The 19311-nt window shown below is 36.1% G+C and carries 22 protein-coding genes; 4 read left to right on the top strand and 18 right to left on the bottom strand.

All coding sequences use genetic code 11. The features are described from left to right. Position 1: 1 nt before the first annotated feature. The 4 genes from F933_RS04800 to F933_RS04785 form a co-directional block, all read right to left on the bottom strand. Complete coding sequence (locus tag F933_RS04800) at positions 2-706, bottom strand: CoA transferase subunit A (protein ID WP_005058960.1); 705 nt, start codon at positions 704-706, stop codon at positions 2-4. A gap of 229 nt (positions 707-935) precedes the next feature. After that, complete coding sequence (locus F933_RS04795; RefSeq protein ID WP_005058959.1) at positions 936-1817, bottom strand: LysR family transcriptional regulator; 882 nt, start codon at positions 1815-1817, stop codon at positions 936-938. Positions 1818-1991: 174 nt separating this feature from the next. Continuing rightward, on the bottom strand, positions 1992-2423 hold the full coding sequence (locus F933_RS04790; protein WP_005058958.1) for an SRPBCC family protein: 432 nt from the start codon (positions 2421-2423) through the stop codon (positions 1992-1994). Positions 2424-2616: 193 nt separating this feature from the next. Beyond that, on the bottom strand, positions 2617-3321 hold the full coding sequence (locus F933_RS04785; RefSeq protein WP_005058957.1) for a DUF1826 domain-containing protein: 705 nt from the start codon (positions 3319-3321) through the stop codon (positions 2617-2619). Positions 3322-3562: 241 nt separating this feature from the next. Between F933_RS04785 and F933_RS04780 the strand changes: the two genes are divergently transcribed. Continuing rightward, complete coding sequence (locus tag F933_RS04780) at positions 3563-4894, top strand: type II toxin-antitoxin system HipA family toxin (protein WP_005058956.1); 1332 nt, start codon at positions 3563-3565, stop codon at positions 4892-4894. After that, the gene (locus F933_RS04775) at positions 4891-5193 is read left to right on the top strand and encodes a helix-turn-helix domain-containing protein (RefSeq protein WP_005058955.1); all 303 of its coding nucleotides are present in this window, start codon (positions 4891-4893) and stop codon (positions 5191-5193) included. Before F933_RS04780 ends, F933_RS04775 begins: the two co-directional genes overlap by 4 nt. A gap of 26 nt (positions 5194-5219) precedes the next feature. Here F933_RS04775 and F933_RS04770 read toward each other — a convergent pair whose 3' ends face one another. Continuing rightward, positions 5220-5456 (bottom strand): VF530 family protein, encoded by a 237-nt coding sequence (locus tag F933_RS04770; protein WP_005058954.1) that lies wholly within the window; start codon positions 5454-5456, stop codon positions 5220-5222. A 306-nt stretch (positions 5457-5762) separates the two neighbouring features. Beyond that, entirely contained in the window at positions 5763-6785 is a 1023-nt protein-coding gene (locus F933_RS04765) for an AraC family transcriptional regulator (protein WP_005058953.1), read from the bottom strand. A 126-nt stretch (positions 6786-6911) separates the two neighbouring features. Between F933_RS04765 and F933_RS04760 the strand changes: the two genes are divergently transcribed. Continuing rightward, the gene (locus F933_RS04760; RefSeq protein WP_005058952.1) at positions 6912-7613 is read left to right on the top strand and encodes an NAD(P)H-dependent oxidoreductase; all 702 of its coding nucleotides are present in this window, start codon (positions 6912-6914) and stop codon (positions 7611-7613) included. A gap of 56 nt (positions 7614-7669) precedes the next feature. On the opposite strand, the gene F933_RS04755 is transcribed toward F933_RS04760, so the two are convergent. Beyond that, the gene (locus F933_RS04755; RefSeq protein ID WP_005058950.1) at positions 7670-8416 is read right to left on the bottom strand and encodes an iron-containing redox enzyme family protein; all 747 of its coding nucleotides are present in this window, start codon (positions 8414-8416) and stop codon (positions 7670-7672) included. Between the two features lie 344 nt (positions 8417-8760). Here F933_RS04755 and F933_RS04750 point away from each other — a divergent pair, with 344 nt between their 5' ends. Continuing rightward, positions 8761-9990 (top strand): GGDEF domain-containing protein, encoded by a 1230-nt coding sequence (locus F933_RS04750; RefSeq protein WP_005058949.1) that lies wholly within the window; start codon positions 8761-8763, stop codon positions 9988-9990. A 110-nt stretch (positions 9991-10100) separates the two neighbouring features. Here the strand turns inward: F933_RS04750 and aroC are convergent, their stop codons facing one another. From aroC to F933_RS04695, 11 genes are all read right to left on the bottom strand, one after another. After that, a complete protein-coding gene (aroC, locus tag F933_RS04745; protein WP_005058948.1) occupies positions 10101-11189 on the bottom strand; it encodes a chorismate synthase in 1089 nt (362 codons plus the stop codon). A gap of 15 nt (positions 11190-11204) precedes the next feature. Continuing rightward, positions 11205-11570, bottom strand: a complete 366-nt coding sequence (locus F933_RS04740) for a hypothetical protein (RefSeq protein ID WP_005058947.1) — start codon at positions 11568-11570, stop codon at positions 11205-11207. An 11-nt stretch (positions 11571-11581) separates the two neighbouring features. Continuing rightward, entirely contained in the window at positions 11582-12595 is a 1014-nt protein-coding gene (gene prmB / locus F933_RS04735; protein ID WP_005058946.1) for a 50S ribosomal protein L3 N(5)-glutamine methyltransferase, read from the bottom strand. Positions 12596-12721: 126 nt separating this feature from the next. Beyond that, the gene (gene trpB, locus F933_RS04730) at positions 12722-13927 is read right to left on the bottom strand and encodes a tryptophan synthase subunit beta (RefSeq protein WP_005058945.1); all 1206 of its coding nucleotides are present in this window, start codon (positions 13925-13927) and stop codon (positions 12722-12724) included. Between the two features lie 36 nt (positions 13928-13963). Further along, the gene (locus tag F933_RS04725) at positions 13964-15151 is read right to left on the bottom strand and encodes a vWA domain-containing protein (RefSeq protein ID WP_005058944.1); all 1188 of its coding nucleotides are present in this window, start codon (positions 15149-15151) and stop codon (positions 13964-13966) included. Positions 15152-15163: 12 nt separating this feature from the next. Further along, on the bottom strand, positions 15164-16015 hold the full coding sequence (locus F933_RS04720) for an AAA family ATPase (RefSeq protein WP_005058943.1): 852 nt from the start codon (positions 16013-16015) through the stop codon (positions 15164-15166). Between the two features lie 41 nt (positions 16016-16056). After that, complete coding sequence (locus F933_RS04715) at positions 16057-16443, bottom strand: hypothetical protein (protein WP_034710405.1); 387 nt, start codon at positions 16441-16443, stop codon at positions 16057-16059. After that, positions 16436-16741 (bottom strand): YcgL domain-containing protein, encoded by a 306-nt coding sequence (locus tag F933_RS04710; protein WP_005053989.1) that lies wholly within the window; start codon positions 16739-16741, stop codon positions 16436-16438. Before F933_RS04710 ends, F933_RS04715 begins: the two co-directional genes overlap by 8 nt. A 139-nt stretch (positions 16742-16880) precedes the next feature. Continuing rightward, positions 16881-18023, bottom strand: coding sequence for a ribonuclease D (locus tag F933_RS04705; RefSeq protein ID WP_005058939.1), 1143 nt, complete (start codon positions 18021-18023; stop codon positions 16881-16883). A gap of 292 nt (positions 18024-18315) precedes the next feature. Further along, positions 18316-18912, bottom strand: coding sequence for a recombination mediator RecR (gene recR / locus F933_RS04700; RefSeq protein WP_005053986.1), 597 nt, complete (start codon positions 18910-18912; stop codon positions 18316-18318). Between the two features lie 65 nt (positions 18913-18977). Further along, entirely contained in the window at positions 18978-19307 is a 330-nt protein-coding gene (locus tag F933_RS04695; RefSeq protein ID WP_005053983.1) for a YbaB/EbfC family nucleoid-associated protein, read from the bottom strand. Positions 19308-19311 lie beyond the last annotated feature (4 nt).

The raw sequence follows: 19311 nt of genomic DNA, 5'->3' as shown, positions 1-19311 counted from the left end.
TTTAAACTACCTCCATGCTTAAAGTTTTTTGTTCGATACGTTTTTCAGGTGATGCATTTAAAATAATGCGATTCACATAAATCCCTGGTAAATGGATTTCATCTGGATCTAATTCACCAATCTCAACGATTTCTTCCACTTCAGCAATGGTGATTTTCCCAGCCATTGCACATTCAGGATTAAAATTCTGAGCCGTCTTACGGAATATTAAATTTCCTGCTTTATCTGCCTTGTAAGCTTTAATAAGAGAAACATCAGCAGTAAGAGATTCTTCTAAAATGTATTTTTTACCATGAAAACTGCGTTCTTCTTTGCCTTCAGCAATCAGAGTTCCTACACCAGTTTTCGTATAAAAAGCTGGAATACCAGCACCACCAGCGCGTAATTTTTCCGCTAATGTTCCTTGTGGAGTTAATTCAACTTCAAGCTCACCATTTAGATATTGACGTTCGAATTCTTTATTTTCACCCACATAAGATGAGATCATTTTTTTGATCTGTTTGGTATGCAATAAAATACCTAGGCCAAAATCATCCACACCCGCATTATTTGAAATACAAGTCAGACCTGTTACACCACTTTCTTTAACCGCCACAATGAGCTGCTCGGGAATTCCACATAACCCAAAACCGCCCACGGCAAGGGTTTGGTTATTAGCAACCACATCTTTGATTGCAGCCTCAGCACTGGCATATACCTTATTCATTCTATTATTGTCCTATCGTCCCTTAGTGATTTAGTTTTAGCATTAGGACTAGGTAGATAGAAGTTGATTTTTCTCAAGGATTAATGAGTTTAATTAATAAATTGATTTATTTGGACAGATTTTAATCTAAAAAACAATAGATTAAAATTCATAAACTATTGAAAATATTAATAATAAATATATTTATTTACAAGTGAAAAATATAAGACCAATTGCAATAATGAGTTGTTTAAAATTTATACCTTATCAACGACTCAATAAATTGTGCCGAAATATGAGATATTTCAAAATTCTTTTTATAGACGATACCAACCGTTTTGTGGATGGTTCCATCTTCCAGTTCGAGTAATACATTCTCTGTTAAATCAATATGCTTGGCAAAATGACGAGGAATCGCGCTTACCCCAATACCATGTGCAACAAAACTAGATAATGAAGAAATCTGATGACACTCAATTTTTAAATCCAAAGTCATATTGTTGCGCAAACAGTTTTGCTCAACCAAGTGACGAACAATCGATGGCTTTTGTAGGGTAATGAAAGGATTAGCAAACAATTGTTGCCATGTAATACGTGCTTTGTCTACCAAGGGATGATTTTTAGGAAGTAAGGCGAGAAAGTCTTCATCAAATAAAGGCACAAACTCTAAGCCTTCCGTCAGCTCTGGTTCAAAACAAATGCCTAACTCAAAGATACCATCTTGAACTTTTTCAATAATGGTTTCATTTGGAATATCGTGAATCGAAAAATTAAGGTTTGGATGCTCAGATAAAAAAGAATGAATCACATCAGGCAAGATCGCATGGGTAAAAAAGGGCATCGAGGCGATACTGAGTGTGCCGCGATTTAATTTAAAGCGTTGTTTAACGTCATTTTCCATTTCATCCCAATTTGCCAATAGTTTTTTTGCGTAGGGAATAAGAGATTTACCTTCTTGAGTCAGCTCAACACGACGTGTATTTCGATTAAACAGCTTACCGCCAAGTTCATCTTCTAAACTTTTTATACTTAGACTTAAAGCAGACTGACTTAAGTGCAGTTCCAGCGAAGCATTGGCATAATTCAAAGTACGCGCAAGTGCCAAAAATGCCTTTAACTGCTTAAGAGTCATCGGTTTTCCTAAATAAATTATTGAATAGATCTAATTTATCGTAAAAATGAACTGAATGTTGTTTTAGAAATTAATTTTCAAAGAAAAGTTGATCTATACAGCAAATAAAAACTCCCACAATCAGAAATTATGAGAGTTAAGATTAAAATCAGAAAATACGGGGCTCTCTAAAACTTATACTTTTAGTTTTTTAAGTCCACGGCTCACGCCATTTTGTAGTGCGAATTTAACGATCGGACCAATAAACGGCACACGCCCTTTAAAGCTAATCGTATAGTCCAAACGTGTTCTGTTATTCCCTAGATCAGTAAACTTCATCACGCCGCGATGCGCTTTAATTGGCGCGATACCACTGGTAATCGCGTATTCAATTAGTTCATTTTCTCTATACACTAAGTTTGTTTCAACAAATGAAGGCGTGAGTGGAATAGATAACTTACGCGCTGAACCAACCCCATTACGAGCATCTTGACCATCACTCAAACGAGTCACTTTTGCTGGAGCGAAGAGCTTATTCAAATTTTCATGTTCGCTGAGGATCGCAAATACCTTTTCGACAGGTGCATTGAACTCTTGAGTGATCTTGACTTGTTGCATTTTTAGCATAGCAATTCCTTTCTTTTAATTTGACATGCTTAATTGTCAATTTAAGATACATCATATTTCCAAATTGAAAAAGAGTTTTGTTATTTATTTACGATTAGCTTTAATAGTTGGCTTTAATAAATATATAAATCGGTTTTTTAATGTAACCACTTGGAATTCAATTACTAAAAAATAGCTCGTAAAGCTAAGAAGTTTAACAAATCAATAAGAGTCTATATTCACCATCTTGCTCAATAGGCGCTCTGTGTACGCACGGTAAAACCTGTTGTGTTGGATGGTCGACTGCCAAGCGCCATAAATGACCTAAACCTAAATTAATAGGCGTACTGTCAGGTTTCGCTTGATAATGTAAATCAAAAAAATATTCTTCTAGAAACGTTTCAAAGTCAGTATCAGTATCAACGCCTTCATATAACTCTTTAAGTTTTTCCCTAATTTCTGGAATCAAAATTTTTTGCTCTACTTGATGATTGGGTAGAATTTCACTAACTGCGCCATGATAAGTACATAAAAAAGTATCAGTTGGAATGGGGGAGCGATCAACATGAAACGAATAAACATCTGTCGAAATAAAATCTAACTCATCATCACGTTCGTAATTTTGAATCAAGTTAAGCGTAGGTGATGCGCCGAGTTCTGTTAATTGTTGGATATCAGCGATAATGATCTTCCTTGCTAAATTTCCATTTTCTGAAAGTTCCAAAGCCAATAGATCGTCAACTGAAACCTCAGTGATACTTTCTTTTAACTGAAGTTTATTCACAATTTCTTTGAAATCGCCTAGCAAATTTCTATACCAACAAATTGTATTCGCATCATCCTGAAAATTAGAAGTGATAAGCTCAGAAAAAGTTGGAACTACGATAATTTGTTTGTTATCAGAAAAACCTTTCTTCATATAAGAAGTAAATTCATAGATAAATAAATATGCCTAATCATACACTCTTCTTAAAAAAATTTAACGCTCAATAATGACATCAAATATAGTAATTCATAAACTATTAAAAAGCATATTAATTTAAACTGCAATTGAGCAAAAATATGCGCAAAATTCCATAAATAAAATTATATTGAGCAAATATATTCACAAATATTAATTTTTAGAGTATGTTTGAGAAAATAATTGCTCAATTTTGCTAATGAAAAAACTAACAATACAAGCTTTACTTGATCAAAATTGGTTAGATATAGCTGAACTTACATTATTAGAACCTAAACTAGGCTCAGCGAGCATTAGTGAATTGGCGTATGAGTTAGAATACGCAATCCACAATTTGGATAAAAGGGATGAGCATGCGTGTAGTTTATCACTGCCAGTACAAATACTTATAAAGCATGAAGCTAGTTCATGGTTTGGTTTTTTGGATGATATTGTTCCATCAGGTGCAGCACGCCGTTATTGGGTTAAATTTCTAGGCTTACAACGACTAACCCATGCCGAGCAGGATAGTATTTTATTAGAAAAAGGTGGAATTGCACCCGTAGGAAACTTGCGAATTAAAGAAGCACTTCCGCCTATAAATCCTGAATCTACTTTGCATTTACGCTATTTCAGCCAAGCAGATGTTGCTGATCGAAATGTTGATTTTCTTGAATATGCGCAGCAAATGGGCGCCATTAGTGGTGGTGCTACAGGGGCAGGCGGTGAAGCTCCCAAGTTACTGATTCGTTCGACAAAAGATCAAAATATTTGGATTGATACTTATCAACAAAACTTTGATCAACCTGATCAACATTATTTAGTTAAATTCCCTAGAAATAATCGTGCTGAAATCGACTGTAATATTCTCAGGGCAGAATATTATTTTTATCAGGAGTTAAATGAATTAGGTTTCAATACAATTGAAACAACAGAAATGAAGCTGATTGAAGGTGAAAAATATCCATCATTATGGCTGCCAAGATTTGATGTTGAATGGCACAATCAACAATGGCATCGGCACGGACTTGAATCTGTTTATTCTGTATTAAATAAAGCTTCAGGTAGTTATCTTAACCACTTTGAAGTGATTGAAAATCTTTGTGATTTACTAACACTTATTGATTCAGAGTTTGATTCAGCACAATTCATTTGTGAATGGCTACAAAGAGACTTATTGAATATTATTTTTGGTAATTCTGATAATCACGGACGAAATACCTCATTTCTAAAAAAATCTGGGAAAATTTCGCTTGCACCAATTTATGATTTTGCGCCAATGAAAGCAGATCCAGAGGTCGTAACAAGATCAACGACGTGGGGAAGTCCTTATGAGGAAGGCGGAGAATATCGTTGGGTTAAAATTACCCAAAAACTTGCACATTTATGCGATCCCAATTTATCTCTAACTACATTGAAATCTTTGGCAAGTAACCTTGTTGGACTAAAACAAAGGTTAATTGATAAAGGTGTGCCAAAACAGATTATTGAGATGCCAGCACTTTCATTCAACTATGTTGAAGCTAAATTAGAAAGATGGGAATTATTATGAATATGAACAATCCGACTCAAGATCGTCAACAAGTTCTTATTGATCTCTATATGCAATACCTATTGAATGAAATTACCTTGGGGCAATTATTGGCATATTTACGGAAAAACATACTTGGTCTGTCTCAGGAACAATATGCAAACTTGGTCGGCGTTAGTCGGCGGACATTAACTGATATTGAGCAAGACAAAGGCAAACTCACTCAATCTGTCTTAGATAAGGTATTTAAACCACTAGGATTGAAAGCAGGTCTTGTACCGACACATGAGCATATAGTGAGAAAAATTATTAAAGATTGAATACAGATCAGAAAATGGGAAAATAGCTACGATTTTTGTTTGGCTTTTTGACGTAAGACATACAAATATAGGCTTTCTATTTTTTCACGTGCCCATGGTGTGGTACGTAGGAATCGCAATGATGACTTAACACTTGGATCTATGCAAAAACATCTAATTTCAATTTTACGACTTAAGCCTTCAAAGCCATCATAGTAATCCAATAATTCATCCAAAATGTCAGCAAGTTTTTTACCGTGTAAAGGGTCATTGGAAGTGTTCATAATAGATCAACCATATTTTTGGAAGCCATTATTATAACCTGAGCTAGTTGAAATAGGTCAGCACCACAAGGCTTATGCATCAAAGCCATGATTGCATAAGCCTATCGAGTAGCGATCTGATTTCTGCATAACTTATATTATGTTACTTAGAATACGCAGCAACGTGAATTATAATCGTAGATATTCACGTTGCTGAGCTGTGGCAACAAACAGTGTTGTGTGTAGGCCACAGTCTCAGATATTCTATTTAACATAATATACATTATACGAAATAATGTCTTTGTAAGACATTGATAGTAAATGCTTTTACTTATAACATCTCTGAGTGTTTCTATACGCTTTCGGCGTGTAGCTAGTCCACTTTTTAAATGCTCTTGAGAAATGTGATACATCTGCATAACCTAAAAGGTTTGATATTTCTTGGATAGATAATATATTTTGCTTCAATAACTTCTCGGCTTTATCTTTACGAGTTTCGCTTAATATTATCTGGAATGTTGTACCTTCAATTGCTAAATGACGTTGTAATGTTCTCTCAGAAATTTTCAGTTGATCAGCTATTTGATTTAAAGTTGAAAGTTTCTGATCATCATTTACCAACAAGCCTTTAACCAAAGTCTTTAAGTTTCTGTCTAATTGCCTTTTTTTTGGAACATATTTCTGACTATATTTTTCACATTGCCGTTTAGCTAATCGTGATACCAAAGCATCAGCAGTTTTTAAAGGTAAAGATAAATACTCTTTCCTAAAGACTAAACGGTTAAAATCAGCATTAAATTCTACTTTCATTTCGGGCAATGGATTATTTTCTATGAAGAATAATGATTTATCTTGCTGAAATTCAAAACAAATATCTAATTTTTGTTCAGCTAAACTTTCAAGAATTTGAGCAAAACCAATAACTAAAAATGTAATACCATAAATATTAAGATTAAAATTTTCTAATGGCTGATTAAAGTAAAGGTATGCAAAATCACCTTCTACTTTTAATTCGGGTTGGAATGTGGAACAATTTAATTTTATAAACTCTTCCAACACATTGATTGCTGAACCTAAATTTTCAGAAGCTGAAGCAGCTATCCCAATATGGCCGTAACAAGTCACTTTCATTAGTTTCGCCATATGGATACTAAGAGCTGGTTCTTGAGTCATTACAATAGCTTTATTAAGTAAGTTATTGAAAGTATTAAAATCTATATACCAAAATGGTGCTTCTAAATTCTTTAAAGATATATTGAATTCGTTCAGCAAATCATCAGTTTTAAAGTTCTTTTGTTTTAGGACTTCTACTAATAAGTTTACATAACTTCCAGGCAATTCAGGATTCATTTTATACCTTTAAATAGCAAGAATGGCGTGAAATGGTAAAGACTGGCGGTTCATGGACTATGTCATGTTTCTGATTTAAGGCATAGTATTTTGATGAAAAAATATTTAGATTAAGGTTATTGAATGATGAATATACTCATTGTACATGCGCACCCTGAAAATCAGTCTTTTACCACATCTCTAAAAAATCTTGCTGATGAGGTTTTAAATAAAAAAGGATATTCAGTTGAAATTTCAGACCTTTATGAAATGAATTTCAATCCTGTAGCATCTAAGCAGGATTTTCAAATTGTGGAAAATCCTGAATATTTTAATTATGCATTAGAACAACGAAATGCAGTAAAAAAAGATAGTCTATCTCCAGACATCAAGATTGAAATTGATAAGGTGCAACGAGCAGATTTAATAATTTTTACATTTCCTTTGTACTGGACCTCAGTCCCAGCAATTTTAAAAGGATGGATTGACCGAGTATTTGTATCTGGAATTTTTTATGGTGGAAAACGCTTTTATAACCATGGTGGCATGACTGGAAAAAAAGCCATGCTATGTTTTACTTTGGGTGGTCGCGAACATATGTTTGGCGATCAATCTGTACATGGATCAATTGAACAATATATTTCTTCTATTCAACGCGGATCATTGGCCTATACAGGCTTTGATGTTCTACCACCATTTATTGCTTATCATGTACCTTATATTTCTCATGAAGATAGACAAAAAATTCTCACAAATTTTGAGTCATATTTGGAAAACTTAGAAAATCTTAAACCCTTAGAGTTTCCAAAGTTAGAAAACTTTGATGACAAAATGAATCCATTGAACTGAATTAAAAAACTGCTACTTAGTACCCCACACTAAATAGCAGTTTTATCTGATGCTTTTTAATTTTTATGTTGCAATCTATAACACTCATCAAGTGCAAGTTCATAATAAGCTAAACCATCTTGCGCAGCCAAGAAAGCTTTTCTTTGTAAAATTGGATCTTTATCGCATAATCTTTTGATTAATTCCATCGCCTCATATGGATGTAAATCATCGTAATGTGCGTGTGCTCTTAACCATGCGAGAGATCTTTTATTGATATTTACATCTGGGTGTTGAGTATAAGTTTGAATACCTTTGTAAACTTGTATTGTCCAATCACCTGTTGCCCATTCTATAGCTAGATTGGTAGCTGCGATACTTTCAGCCAGCCCACCTCTAAAATTAACGTCCCATAAAAAATGATTAACCGCATTCATGGCTGCTGGTGGGCGTACATTATTTAACATCTCAATTGTTAAACCAAACCCTCCTGCCCAATCCTGATACCAATTTAAATGTCTTTCCTCAACTTTAATATTTTGAATTAACCAATCTCTCGTCTCTGTTACCCCATCAAGCGAAAAATTGGTTGCCTTTGCTAAAGCTCCAGCCATATATGACGGAAAATGAGCAACTAAAGGATAGAAGTTTAAGAGTGCTGATCGAAAACATTCAAGGCTTAAACTTCCATTCGCCATATCTACAAATAAGGGATGTTGACTCACACGTTCTTTTGCTGGTAACAGTTCATCCCAGAACCTTTGTGACCATTCTGAATGATGTGTAATTTCTAGTTTTGTTCCATATTGATTCATAGCAGTCATTGCGATGCTTCCTATTTCGTATGACTTAGTCCAATCACAATCCGTGATTGCTGCTTTTTTATTAATTGTATCTTAATATAGCAGATATACAATCGTTGTTGTTTAAATTGTAACAGTTTTTGTATTGGCGTGATTTTAGTATGATTAATCAATAATTTATTTAATAAACTGCTTCTTTAAGGACCTAAGAATATGATAGATTATTAATAACACATAGTGACTAAGATAAAAAAATTAATAATTTTTTATTATCCAATACACATTTTATTTAAATCAGTGTAACGTAGTTAAAAAATAATCCCTTTTTTACATTTATAAAAACATTGGGAGTGGTGAGAGATAAGATGAAGTTGAAAGCTTCCAATATTTTGGGACAAGAACAAATCGACTTGCTAATTTCTCGCGGACTAAATTTAGTTTGGTTTCCTAAAGAATTAGAAGCGATTTATCGAGATCAATACAGAAATGAAGCTGCATATGAGTTTCGTTATCGTGCCCCTATCATTTTAGCATTATATTTATACTTAAGTTTTGGTACATATCAGGCTTTGCCAACAGAAATGCGCCTTGAATGGATTACGTATTATGGTTGGGTTGGAATTATTATTGTTTTTGCTTGGTTGCTAGCATTCGTACCATTTATGAATAAATGGTTTGATCATTATGTTTGTTTCGGATCAACGGGAGCTGTAGCACTCACTTTTACCTTGATTAACGTCTTAGAACAAGGTCAAAGTAATGTGCTATTTCATGCAGCAATGATGTATGCGGTCATTATTATCTATGGATTTGTCGGTATGAGGTTTTATACTGCAATTCTTGCAGGATGGTGTGGTGGCGTGATTGGTGTTGCTGCGAGCACATGGTTAAATGGTTCTATTGACTGGACTTTTTTAAATAGAACATACACATTTAGTAGTTTTTTAGGGATGGCACTAGCCTACGCTACGGATCGTCAACATCGTGAAAACTACTTACAAAACTGTATGATTGAGCTTAATCGATTAGAGCTGATGCGTCAGGCACAGCAACTTTCTATTCTTTCTCAACAAGATGCTTTGACTGGTTTAGCTAATCGAAGATATCTTGATGAAGTTCTTGAAAATGAATGGAAAAGAGCAATTCGCCATGAAGTACCTATTACGATTATGATGATTGATATTGATTTCTTTAAATCCTATAACGATACTTTAGGACATATACAAGGTGACCAGTGTTTAAGGAGAATTGCGATTCTTTTGGGTTCTATTTCATCTCGTAGTGGTGATTTAGCAGCGCGTTATGGTGGTGAAGAGTTTTTACTATTATTTTCGATGACTGATAAAGATCAAGCGCTTATTCAAGTGCAACGCCTAATGGAGCTAGTGAGAAATATAGGAATAATTCATCCTAAAAGTAATGTTTCAAAGCACGTTACTATTAGCGTTGGTGTTGCTACTACTGTACCTCATTTAAATGACAGTCTTTCTGAGTTTATTTCTCAAGCTGATCATGCACTATATGTAGCGAAAAGTAATGGTAGGAATCAATATCACTTAGCATCAACAAATAATATTATTTCTGAAGCACTTTAGATTTTATATTATTATTTAACTAAAATTAAAATATAGTTTAATTTAAAGTAAAAAATAATTTAGCCACATTTATCAAACGTTATAAATGTGGCTAATAGTTTAGATTAGAATTATTCAATCGGTAGGAACGGAGAAATTACATCTGCATTCTGTGCACGATTTCTTAAAAAGTGATCCATTAAAACAATAGCTAGCATTGCTTCAGCAATCGGTGTAGCACGCACACCAACACAAGGATCATGACGACCTTTGGTTAATACATCTGTATTTTCGCGATCAATGGTGATGGTTTTACCTGGTGTGGTAATACTAGCTGTTGGTTTTAGCGCAATCGCTACACGGATGGTTTGACCACTTGAAATACCACCAAGGATGCCACCAGCGTGATTCGCAAGGAAACCATCTGTCGTAAGTTCATCACGAGTTTCATGACCAAACTGTCCAGCTACAGCAAAACCATCTCCGATTTCAACACCTTTAACTGCATTGATACTCATCATGGCATGAGCAATATCTGCATCTAAGCGATCAAATACAGGTTCACCCCATCCTACTGGTACTTTTTCAGCAACGATTTCAAGTTTTGCACCGCAACTTGTCCCTTGCTCACGTAATGCTGTGACCAATTGCTCAAAACGAGGAACTGCATCTACATCACCACAGAAAAAAGGATTATTTGGTACTTCTGCCCAATCTAATTTTTCTGCAACCTCATTACCAATTTGTGTAACGTGCCCGCGAATATCAATACCAAATTTTTCAGCAAGATACTTTTTAGCAATTGCACCTGCAGCGACACGCATTGCTGTTTCACGTGCGCTTGAACGACCGCCTCCACGATAATCGCGGAAACCATATTTTTGAGTATAAGTATAATCAGCATGACCAGGACGGAATGTTTGAGCAATATTACCGTAATCCTTTGATTTTTGATCTGTATTGCGAATCAATAATCCAATTGATGTACCCGTAGTTTTGCCTTCAAAAACCCCAGAAATAATTTCAACTTGATCCGGCTCTTTACGTTGGGTTGCAAACTTAGAGGTTCCAGGTTTACGGCGATCCAAATCTTTTTGTAAATCTGCTTCGCAAAGTTCAAGTCCCGGTGGCACACCATCTACAATTGCCATCAAACCAGCACCATGTGATTCACCACACGTCGTCACACGGAATAACTGACCAATACTATTTCCTGCCATTTTCTATCCTATCTTTTATTCATCGAAACTGTGGTGCATCTCTTCAAGCATTGATTCATAGATATTTCCTAAAACATCATCACCACATTGCTGACGATAACTCAGGACAATATATTCAATCAGATTCTTATGATCTGAGACTAAATAAAGACTATGAATCAATGATTGCGCGTCATCAGGATCAAACTCACCATAGCCTAGATTTACAAGGAGTTGATCAAATTGCTGACAAATTTCTTGCTTAAAAACTTCCGAATTAATTGCATCAATTCCACTCTGATTCCATTTGTTTTTTAACTGAATGAAACCATCTTTAAACTGCTGAATTTTAGTTTGATCTAAGTCAGGGTTATCCGCTAATAGAATTTCTGCAATCGACATGGCATATCTCTCTAGTTCAGTGCGATAGACTGCTGAAACAGTTCTTTATAGCGGCGGCATTGTTCAGCAGTTAAAGCAAAAATACCAGAACCGCCTTTTTGGAAAGTAAGCCAATGGAAATCAACGGTGTTGAAGTTTTGGCGCATTGCCCATTCTGAATTACCGACTTCGATGACGATTAAACCATCCTCTGTTAAGTAATCAGCAGCTTGCGCTAACATTTTACGAACCAAATCTAAACCATCTTGACCCGCTGCAAGTGCAAGTTCAGGCTCATGTAAGAATTCTTCTGGTAAGTCAGCCATATCCTCTGCGTCTACATATGGAGGATTACTTACGATCAAATCATACTGATTTTCAGCAGGAATTTTTGCAAACAAATCAGATTCAAGTAATGCAACTTGATATTGCTTATCGTGATGTTCGGCATTAATTGACGCAACTTCCAAAGCTTCCTTTGAAATATCCGTTGCATCTACTTCAGAATCTGGGAATGCATATGCTAAAGCGATTGCAATACATCCAGAACCTGTGCACATATCTAAAATACGCTGTGGCGTTTTAGGGTTAGTGTTTTCAGGTAAGTTATTAAATGCTTCTAACATTTGACCATTTTCATTCAAGCAATATGGTGCAAATCGTTGTTCAATCAATTCAGCGATCGGTGAACGTGGAATAAGTACGCGCTCATCTACATAGTAAGGTTTATTACAGAAATAAGCCAAATTCAATAAATACGAGGTCGGAATACGATCGTTAATACGGCGTTCTAATAAACTTAAAAATTCTGCTTTTTCAGTTGGCAATAGTTTCGCATCTAAGATTTCTGCATCAGCTTTCCATTCTAGAGAAAGTGTTTGCAAAACCAGTGCTGAGCTTTCAGCAAAATAATCTTCAGTACCTTGACCTAAGTGTGCGTCATATTGACGAAGTGCGGTTACACCAAAACGAATAAAATCTCGAATGGTTACTAAGTTTTCAGCCGCTTCTTGTAAATGTTCAGGGCTGATTGTAGGTCGCTCCACTTAGGCGTCTCCAAAAGTGCTAATTGCAAAAACGCTTTATTCTAACGGGATTAGCATCTATTTAACAGAAAAAAAACCGCCTCTATACAGAAGCGGCCATTATTTTAGTAATTCAATAATTACAAATTAAAGCCCTAATTTCTCAGCTACATAATCAGCATCTTTATCACCACGACCAGATAAATTTACAACAATCTTGATATTTTTATCCATTCTAGGCGCTTCGCGTAATGCCCAAGAAACTGCATGCGAACTTTCTAAAGCAGGTACAATTCCCTCTACACGTGAAAGTGTCATAAATGCATCTAGACATTCTTGGTCAGTAGCAGTTTCATACTGAACACGACCAAGTTCTTTCAGATAACTATGTTGAGGTCCTACACCAGGATAATCCAACCCAGAAGCAATCGAATGTACAGGAAGTGGCTCACCCTTTTCATCCTCAAGTACGTAACACGCCATCCCATGAATTTGACCAGGTTTTCCTAAAGTTAGCGTTGCTGAATGCTTATCTGTATCTAAACCATGACCTGCGGGTTCAATACCCACTAATTTAACTTCTGGTGTATTTAAAAATGCGGTAAAAGCACCAATTGCATTTGATCCACCACCAACACAAGCCACAACATAGTCAGGATTTTTTCCGAAGCGTTCATTAGTTTGAACTTTAATTTCATTACCAATAATTGACTGGAAGTCACGTACCATTTTAGGAAATGGATGAGGACCAACCACAGAGCCAATCGCGTAAATATAATTTTTAGGATCTTTTAAATACTCTTCAAAAGCGCTATCGACTGCATCTTTTAAAGTTGCTGTCCCCTGAGTAACAGAAACCAATTTTGCACCCAAAATTTTCATCTTGACCACATTTGGATGTTCTTTTTCAATATCTACTTGCCCCATATGGATTTCACATGGGATACCGACCAATGCACAAGCCGTTGCCAAAGCCACGCCGTGCTGCCCCGCACCTGTTTCAGCAATCACTTTGCTCTTGCCCATATACTTAGCTAGCAAAGCCTCACCCAAACAGTGATTGATTTTATGTGCGCCTGTATGATTTAAATCTTCACGTTTCAAATAAATCTGCGCACCACCTAACTGATCTGATAAACGTCTCGCATGAAATAAAGGGCTTGGACGCCCTACATAATGCTTAAAAAGATCATTGAGTTCATTTTGAAATTCAAGTGTATGACGAATTTCTTCGTAAGCCTGATTAATTTCATCCATTGCTTCTTTTAAATGTGGGGGAATAAATTGCCCGCCAAAATCGCCAAAGAAACCAGCTTCATTCGGTAAAGCAATCCCATTTATTTGATGTTCCATTATTATTCCTATTCTTATTCACTTTTAAGTTAAGTGTTAGCGTGATAAATAGCGAGTCATGTCCTCAATACCTTTCAAAGTCATTGGATACATGTGATTTTCAAAAATATTTTTAATCCAGTTAATTGTCTGTGTGTAATGCCAGTAGCCTTCGGTTTCAGGATTTAGCCAAGCCGTTTTATCAAAATGTTGACGGATTCGTCTTAACCACACCTCTCCAGCTTCATCATTCATGTATTCTACGGAACCGCCCGCTGACTTGAGTTCGTAGGGTGCCATACTGGCATCACCAACAATGATGACACGATAGTCACGACCATAGGTATGCAATAAATCCCATGTATTCATACGTGTCGAACTTCGACGGTGGTTATCTTTCCACACATAGTCATACAAACAGTTATGGAAATAGAAATACTCTAATGTCTTAAATTCTGACTTGGCGGCACTAAACAGTTTCTCACATTCAGCAATATAAGCATCCATGGAGCCGCCAACATCAAACAGCATTAACACTTTGATACGGTTACGGCGCTCAGGGACAAGTTGCACGTCCAAAATACCCTGCTTTGCTGTTTCTCGAATAGTACCGTCAACATCAAGCTCTTCAGCCGCGCCTTGACGCGCAAACTTACGTAAACGGCGTAATGCGATTTGCATCTGACGCGTTCCCAAAACTTGATCATCATCAAGATTTTGATATTTGCGTTGTTCCCACACTTTTACAGCTGAACGTTTGCGTCCCGGACCACCTATACGAACACCTTCGGGATGATCACCAAAAGCACCAAAAGGTGAAGTTCCGCCTGTACCAACCATTCGGTTACCACCCTGATGTTTTTTATGTTGTTCACGTAACCGTTCTTCCAACATTTTCATCAGTTCTTCCAAAGAACCAGCTTTTTGTAGCTCAGCGCGTTGCTCTGCCGTCAGATGTTTTTCTAACAATTCAAGGTCAAACCATTCTTTAGGTAACTTATGAACTTGTTTAAGTAATTCATCTAAATCAAAAGTTTCTATGCCATCAAAGTAATCTTTCATGGCACGATCGAACTTGTCAAAGAAACGCTCATCTTTGACTAAAATTGTTTTAGCCAACTGATAGAATTCTTCCTGATCTGCAAATACAAGACCTGACGCAACAGCTTGATTGAGATCAATCAACTCACGTGTTGTAACAGGTACACCATATTTACGTAAGGTGTAAAACAATCGCACAAACATGTATTTACACTCTTAACGGCGTGACATAAATGCTAAACGTTCAAGTAATTGTACATCTTGTTCATTTTTGATTAGCGCGCCATACAAAGGTGGGATTGCTTTAGACTTATCGTGATTGCGTAATACATCTTCAGGCATATCATCTGCCATGAGTAAGCTTAACCAGTCAATTAACTCTGACGTTGATGGTGGTTTCTTTAAATTTGTCACTTCACGTAACTTAAAGAATACTTGTAATGCTTCACTGACCAATGTATTTGAAATATTAGGAAAATGAACAGCAATGATTTCACGCATGGTTGCTTCATCTGGGAATTCAATATAATGGAAAAAACAACGACGCAAGAATGCATCTGGTAGTTCTTTCTCATTATTCGAAGTGATGATTACAATAGGTCGTTGTGTCGCGGTAATGGTCTCACCTGTCTCATAAACATAGAACGACATTTTGTCTAGCTCATGTAATAAGTCATTTGGAAACTCAATATCTGCTTTGTCGATTTCATCAATCAACAATACACAACGTTCTTCATTGGTAAATGCTTCCCACAATTTACCCGGTTTAATATAATTTTTAATGTCATAGACACGATCATCACCTAGCTGGCTATCACGTAAGCGTGAAACTGCATCATACTCATACAAACCTTGCTGCGCTTTGGTTGTTGATTTGATATGCCAAGTAATCAGCTTTAGTCCTAAACTTTCTGCAACTTGCTCGGCAAGTAAAGTTTTACCCGTACCCGGCTCACCTTTAACCAATAATGGCTTTTGTAAGGCGCGTGCGGCTTTTACTGCCAGTTTTAGGCTGTCAGTTGCAATATATTGATCTGTACCAGTAAAGTGTTGTGTATCAGCAGACATTTTAGAACCTTATTTTTCTATCTTTAACTTTATGTGAATATCTAAACCGAGTGCGCAATTTTATTTGCAGTGTATTTTGACCAGCAAAAACCTATAGACAAGCCAATGCCAGTAACAAATAGGATCAAGGATAAATTAGACCAGACTAAAACATATTCCTTAGTCAATACACCAAAAATCAAACCAAAAATCGCGGGTGCTAATGCCGAGTTGGGACCTTCTGAAATTGTTGGCGTTACTAAAATAGCAAAGACAATAATCCAAAGAATTCCACCGATTGGATTGGGTAATCGAGACATCAAGCGATACCAACACCACAATGCAATAATTGTCCCTGTAACATAAACAATAATCGCAACATTCTCTTCAGGAAATTGATCCAGAACTGAAAGAATGCGAGACCAAATTGCTGTTAAAGTTTCAAGCACCACGTAAGCCCTCAGGTTCTACCGCATTCGGATTAATGAGCCCTTCTGGCGGCATTTGGATGAAAAAACCTTTGGTTTGTAATGAGTCTAAAACATGCAAAACATTCGCACGAGCAAGTTTACGCTCATGGTGAAGTTCTAAATGCATAACAAAAGTAGCTTTGCCGAAAGCTTGTAAAACATTTTCTGGAACAGATTCAAAGGGATTGTCTAGTTCTTTATCAGCAGAATAGTCTGGACGAGCAATATACATATACATTTCGTCTTTTTTGCTTGATCTATAAATATCGCAGTGCATGTTTACTCACAACTCTTGTCAATCTTTAGGGACTGTTGACAGTCTTTAAACGCAACAAACCACAAACAGCATACATGAAAAAAAACTTAGGTACATTAACGAATGTTAACGCAGCAGTCGTGTTTCATAATGAAGCTTTTTAATTAGAAATTTTCATCTGTGTAGCTAAATATTCAATATCTTGTCGTAAAAGTTCAATGAGTGGCTTCGTTAAAATCTCATAACGCCAACCAAGCAAATAGTTTGGTAAATCCTGCTCATCGAAATGAAATACAACATGCTCATAAATGGCATGTAACCATTTCTTACGTAACAGTACTTCTTTTGGGATACCTGTCTGAATAACGATGTTTTCGATTAAAGCATCCACTTTTGGTGCTACTTCTTTCGAATTGCTTTTCACAGGTCGCGCCATTCTCAGTGGCCACTCATCTTCAGGAGGCAAAAACTTTAATAAATCTAATATGGTTTTACCATGCTCACGAACTACATTCGGACGCATGTCCTTTATTTGAGCTAGTTGGAAATTATTACGTGGATTCTTCTCAACCAAATCAATCATGGTTGAATTCTTAAGAATAAAACTACGAGGTTGATTTAAAGCTTTGGTGATTTGCTCACGCCAAATACTTAATTGCTGTAATTGCATTAATTCACGGCGATTATGACGATAATTACCAATGTCTGCATAAAGTTCTGCAAGTGGCGTTTCCATTGCAATTTCTTTCGTTAGGTTTTGACAATCCTCTAAAACATATTGATAAAGCCCTTTAGCTTTAAGATCAGTTTTTAAAGTATCTGCTAGCTTCACTAAATAAAGCACATCATTAGCTGCGTAACTTAATTGATCTTGGCTTAATGGTCTTGCCAGCCAATTTGAACGCGTTTGATCTTTTTCAATATCGATATTTAAACAAGATTTCAATGCATTTTGATAACTGACCTGTAAGCCATGCCCCAGAAAAGACATTGCAACTTGGGTATCAAATACATTCTTTAGCGGCTTTTGATCTGCGTAATGATAGATTAGATCAATATCTTCACCACAGGCGTGAAAAATATTCTGTTGCGCTGCAAACAACTTATGCCAAAAGTGCTCTAAATTAAGCGATGTATCATCTAATAAGGCAATTTGACCATTACAATTAATCTGACACACACCTAACTTTGGATATAAGGTATCAACCTTAATAAACTCTGTGTCAAGTGCATAAGTGGAACAGTGTTCCATTTGGGTAAGGAGAACAGCGAGTTCATTTTGCTGTTGGATAAACTGAAACATATTTGCTCAAATAAAAAAATAACAAGAACAGTCAGCAATTAATCTTGAATTAGATATTGCTTGAACTACCTCAAATGCAAAAAATAAAATTAATCAGTATTCCATACACAAAACATGAAGTTAACTCCCTTTATATTCATCAAAAAACGAAAATCCTTTTCGCTCGCCAATAGTGCCATAAAATGCACAAAATATATCTATCTAAATGTAAGACAAAATGTAAAATTTAATTATTTGTTTAAATTAACAGCATGAATTTAAAATGGATATAAAGAAATACTTAATTATCTCTTTATTTCATACGCATACGATTATGTACAGCTTGGCTCAAAGTGTGGCTATCGACATATTCTAACTCACCGCCTTGTGGAACACCTTGTGCAATCCGAGTCATATGTATAGGCAAATGTTTCGTTGCTTCAACAAGATAATGAGCAGTCGCTTGCCCTTCAACCGTTGCATTCGTTGCTAAAATAACTTCTTCAATTTTTCCTTCACTTAAACGTTGTATCAAGTAAGGAATACCAATTTCTTCTGGCCCAATACCATCCAATGGAGATAAATGCCCTCCTAATACATGATATTTACCACGGAAACTGCCACTCTGTTCAATCGCCATAACATCAGCAGGTGATTCAACCACACATAATAACTGATCATCCCGTTCAACAGATGCGCAAATATCGCAGATCTCATGCTCTGTTAAAGAGTGGCAAATACGGCATTCGTGGATATGGCTCGATGCTTCATGTAAAGCATAGGATAATGCGAAAGCACCTTCACGGTTTTTCATCAATAAATGTAATGCCATACGCTGTGCTGATTTTGGACCAACACTGGGTAAAATACGTAGTGCATGAACTAACTGTTCAAATCTTTCACTAAACACAAATAAACTCGACAACGCTTGTGAAAAGGCTCCCTAAGTTCATATCAACTTTCGGGAGCATTAAATTAGAATAAACCTGATAAGCCTGGTGGTAAGCCCATACCAGAGTTTGCACCTTTAAGTTTTTCTTCAGAGATAATTTCTACTTGACGTGCTGCATCATTCATTGCAGCAGCGATTAAGTCTTCGATCATATCTGCTTCGTCTTGTAATAGCTCTGGGCTAATCTCAATACGTTTTACTACGTTACGGCAAGTCATGGTTACTTTAACTAAGCCACCACCTGCTTCAGCATGAACCTCTGTCTGAGCAAGCTCTTCTTTGGCTTTTTTAACATTTACTTCCATGTCTTTTTGCATGCGTTGAGCTTGCTGCATGAGCATATTAATGTTCATAAGT

Origin of the sequence: Acinetobacter beijerinckii CIP 110307 (genome assembly GCF_000369005.1) — a bacterium.
Lineage (GTDB): Bacteria > Pseudomonadota > Gammaproteobacteria > Pseudomonadales > Moraxellaceae > Acinetobacter > Acinetobacter beijerinckii.
The sequence above is the reverse complement of the archived record's forward strand: the minus strand, read 5'-3'. Positions and strand labels throughout refer to the sequence as shown.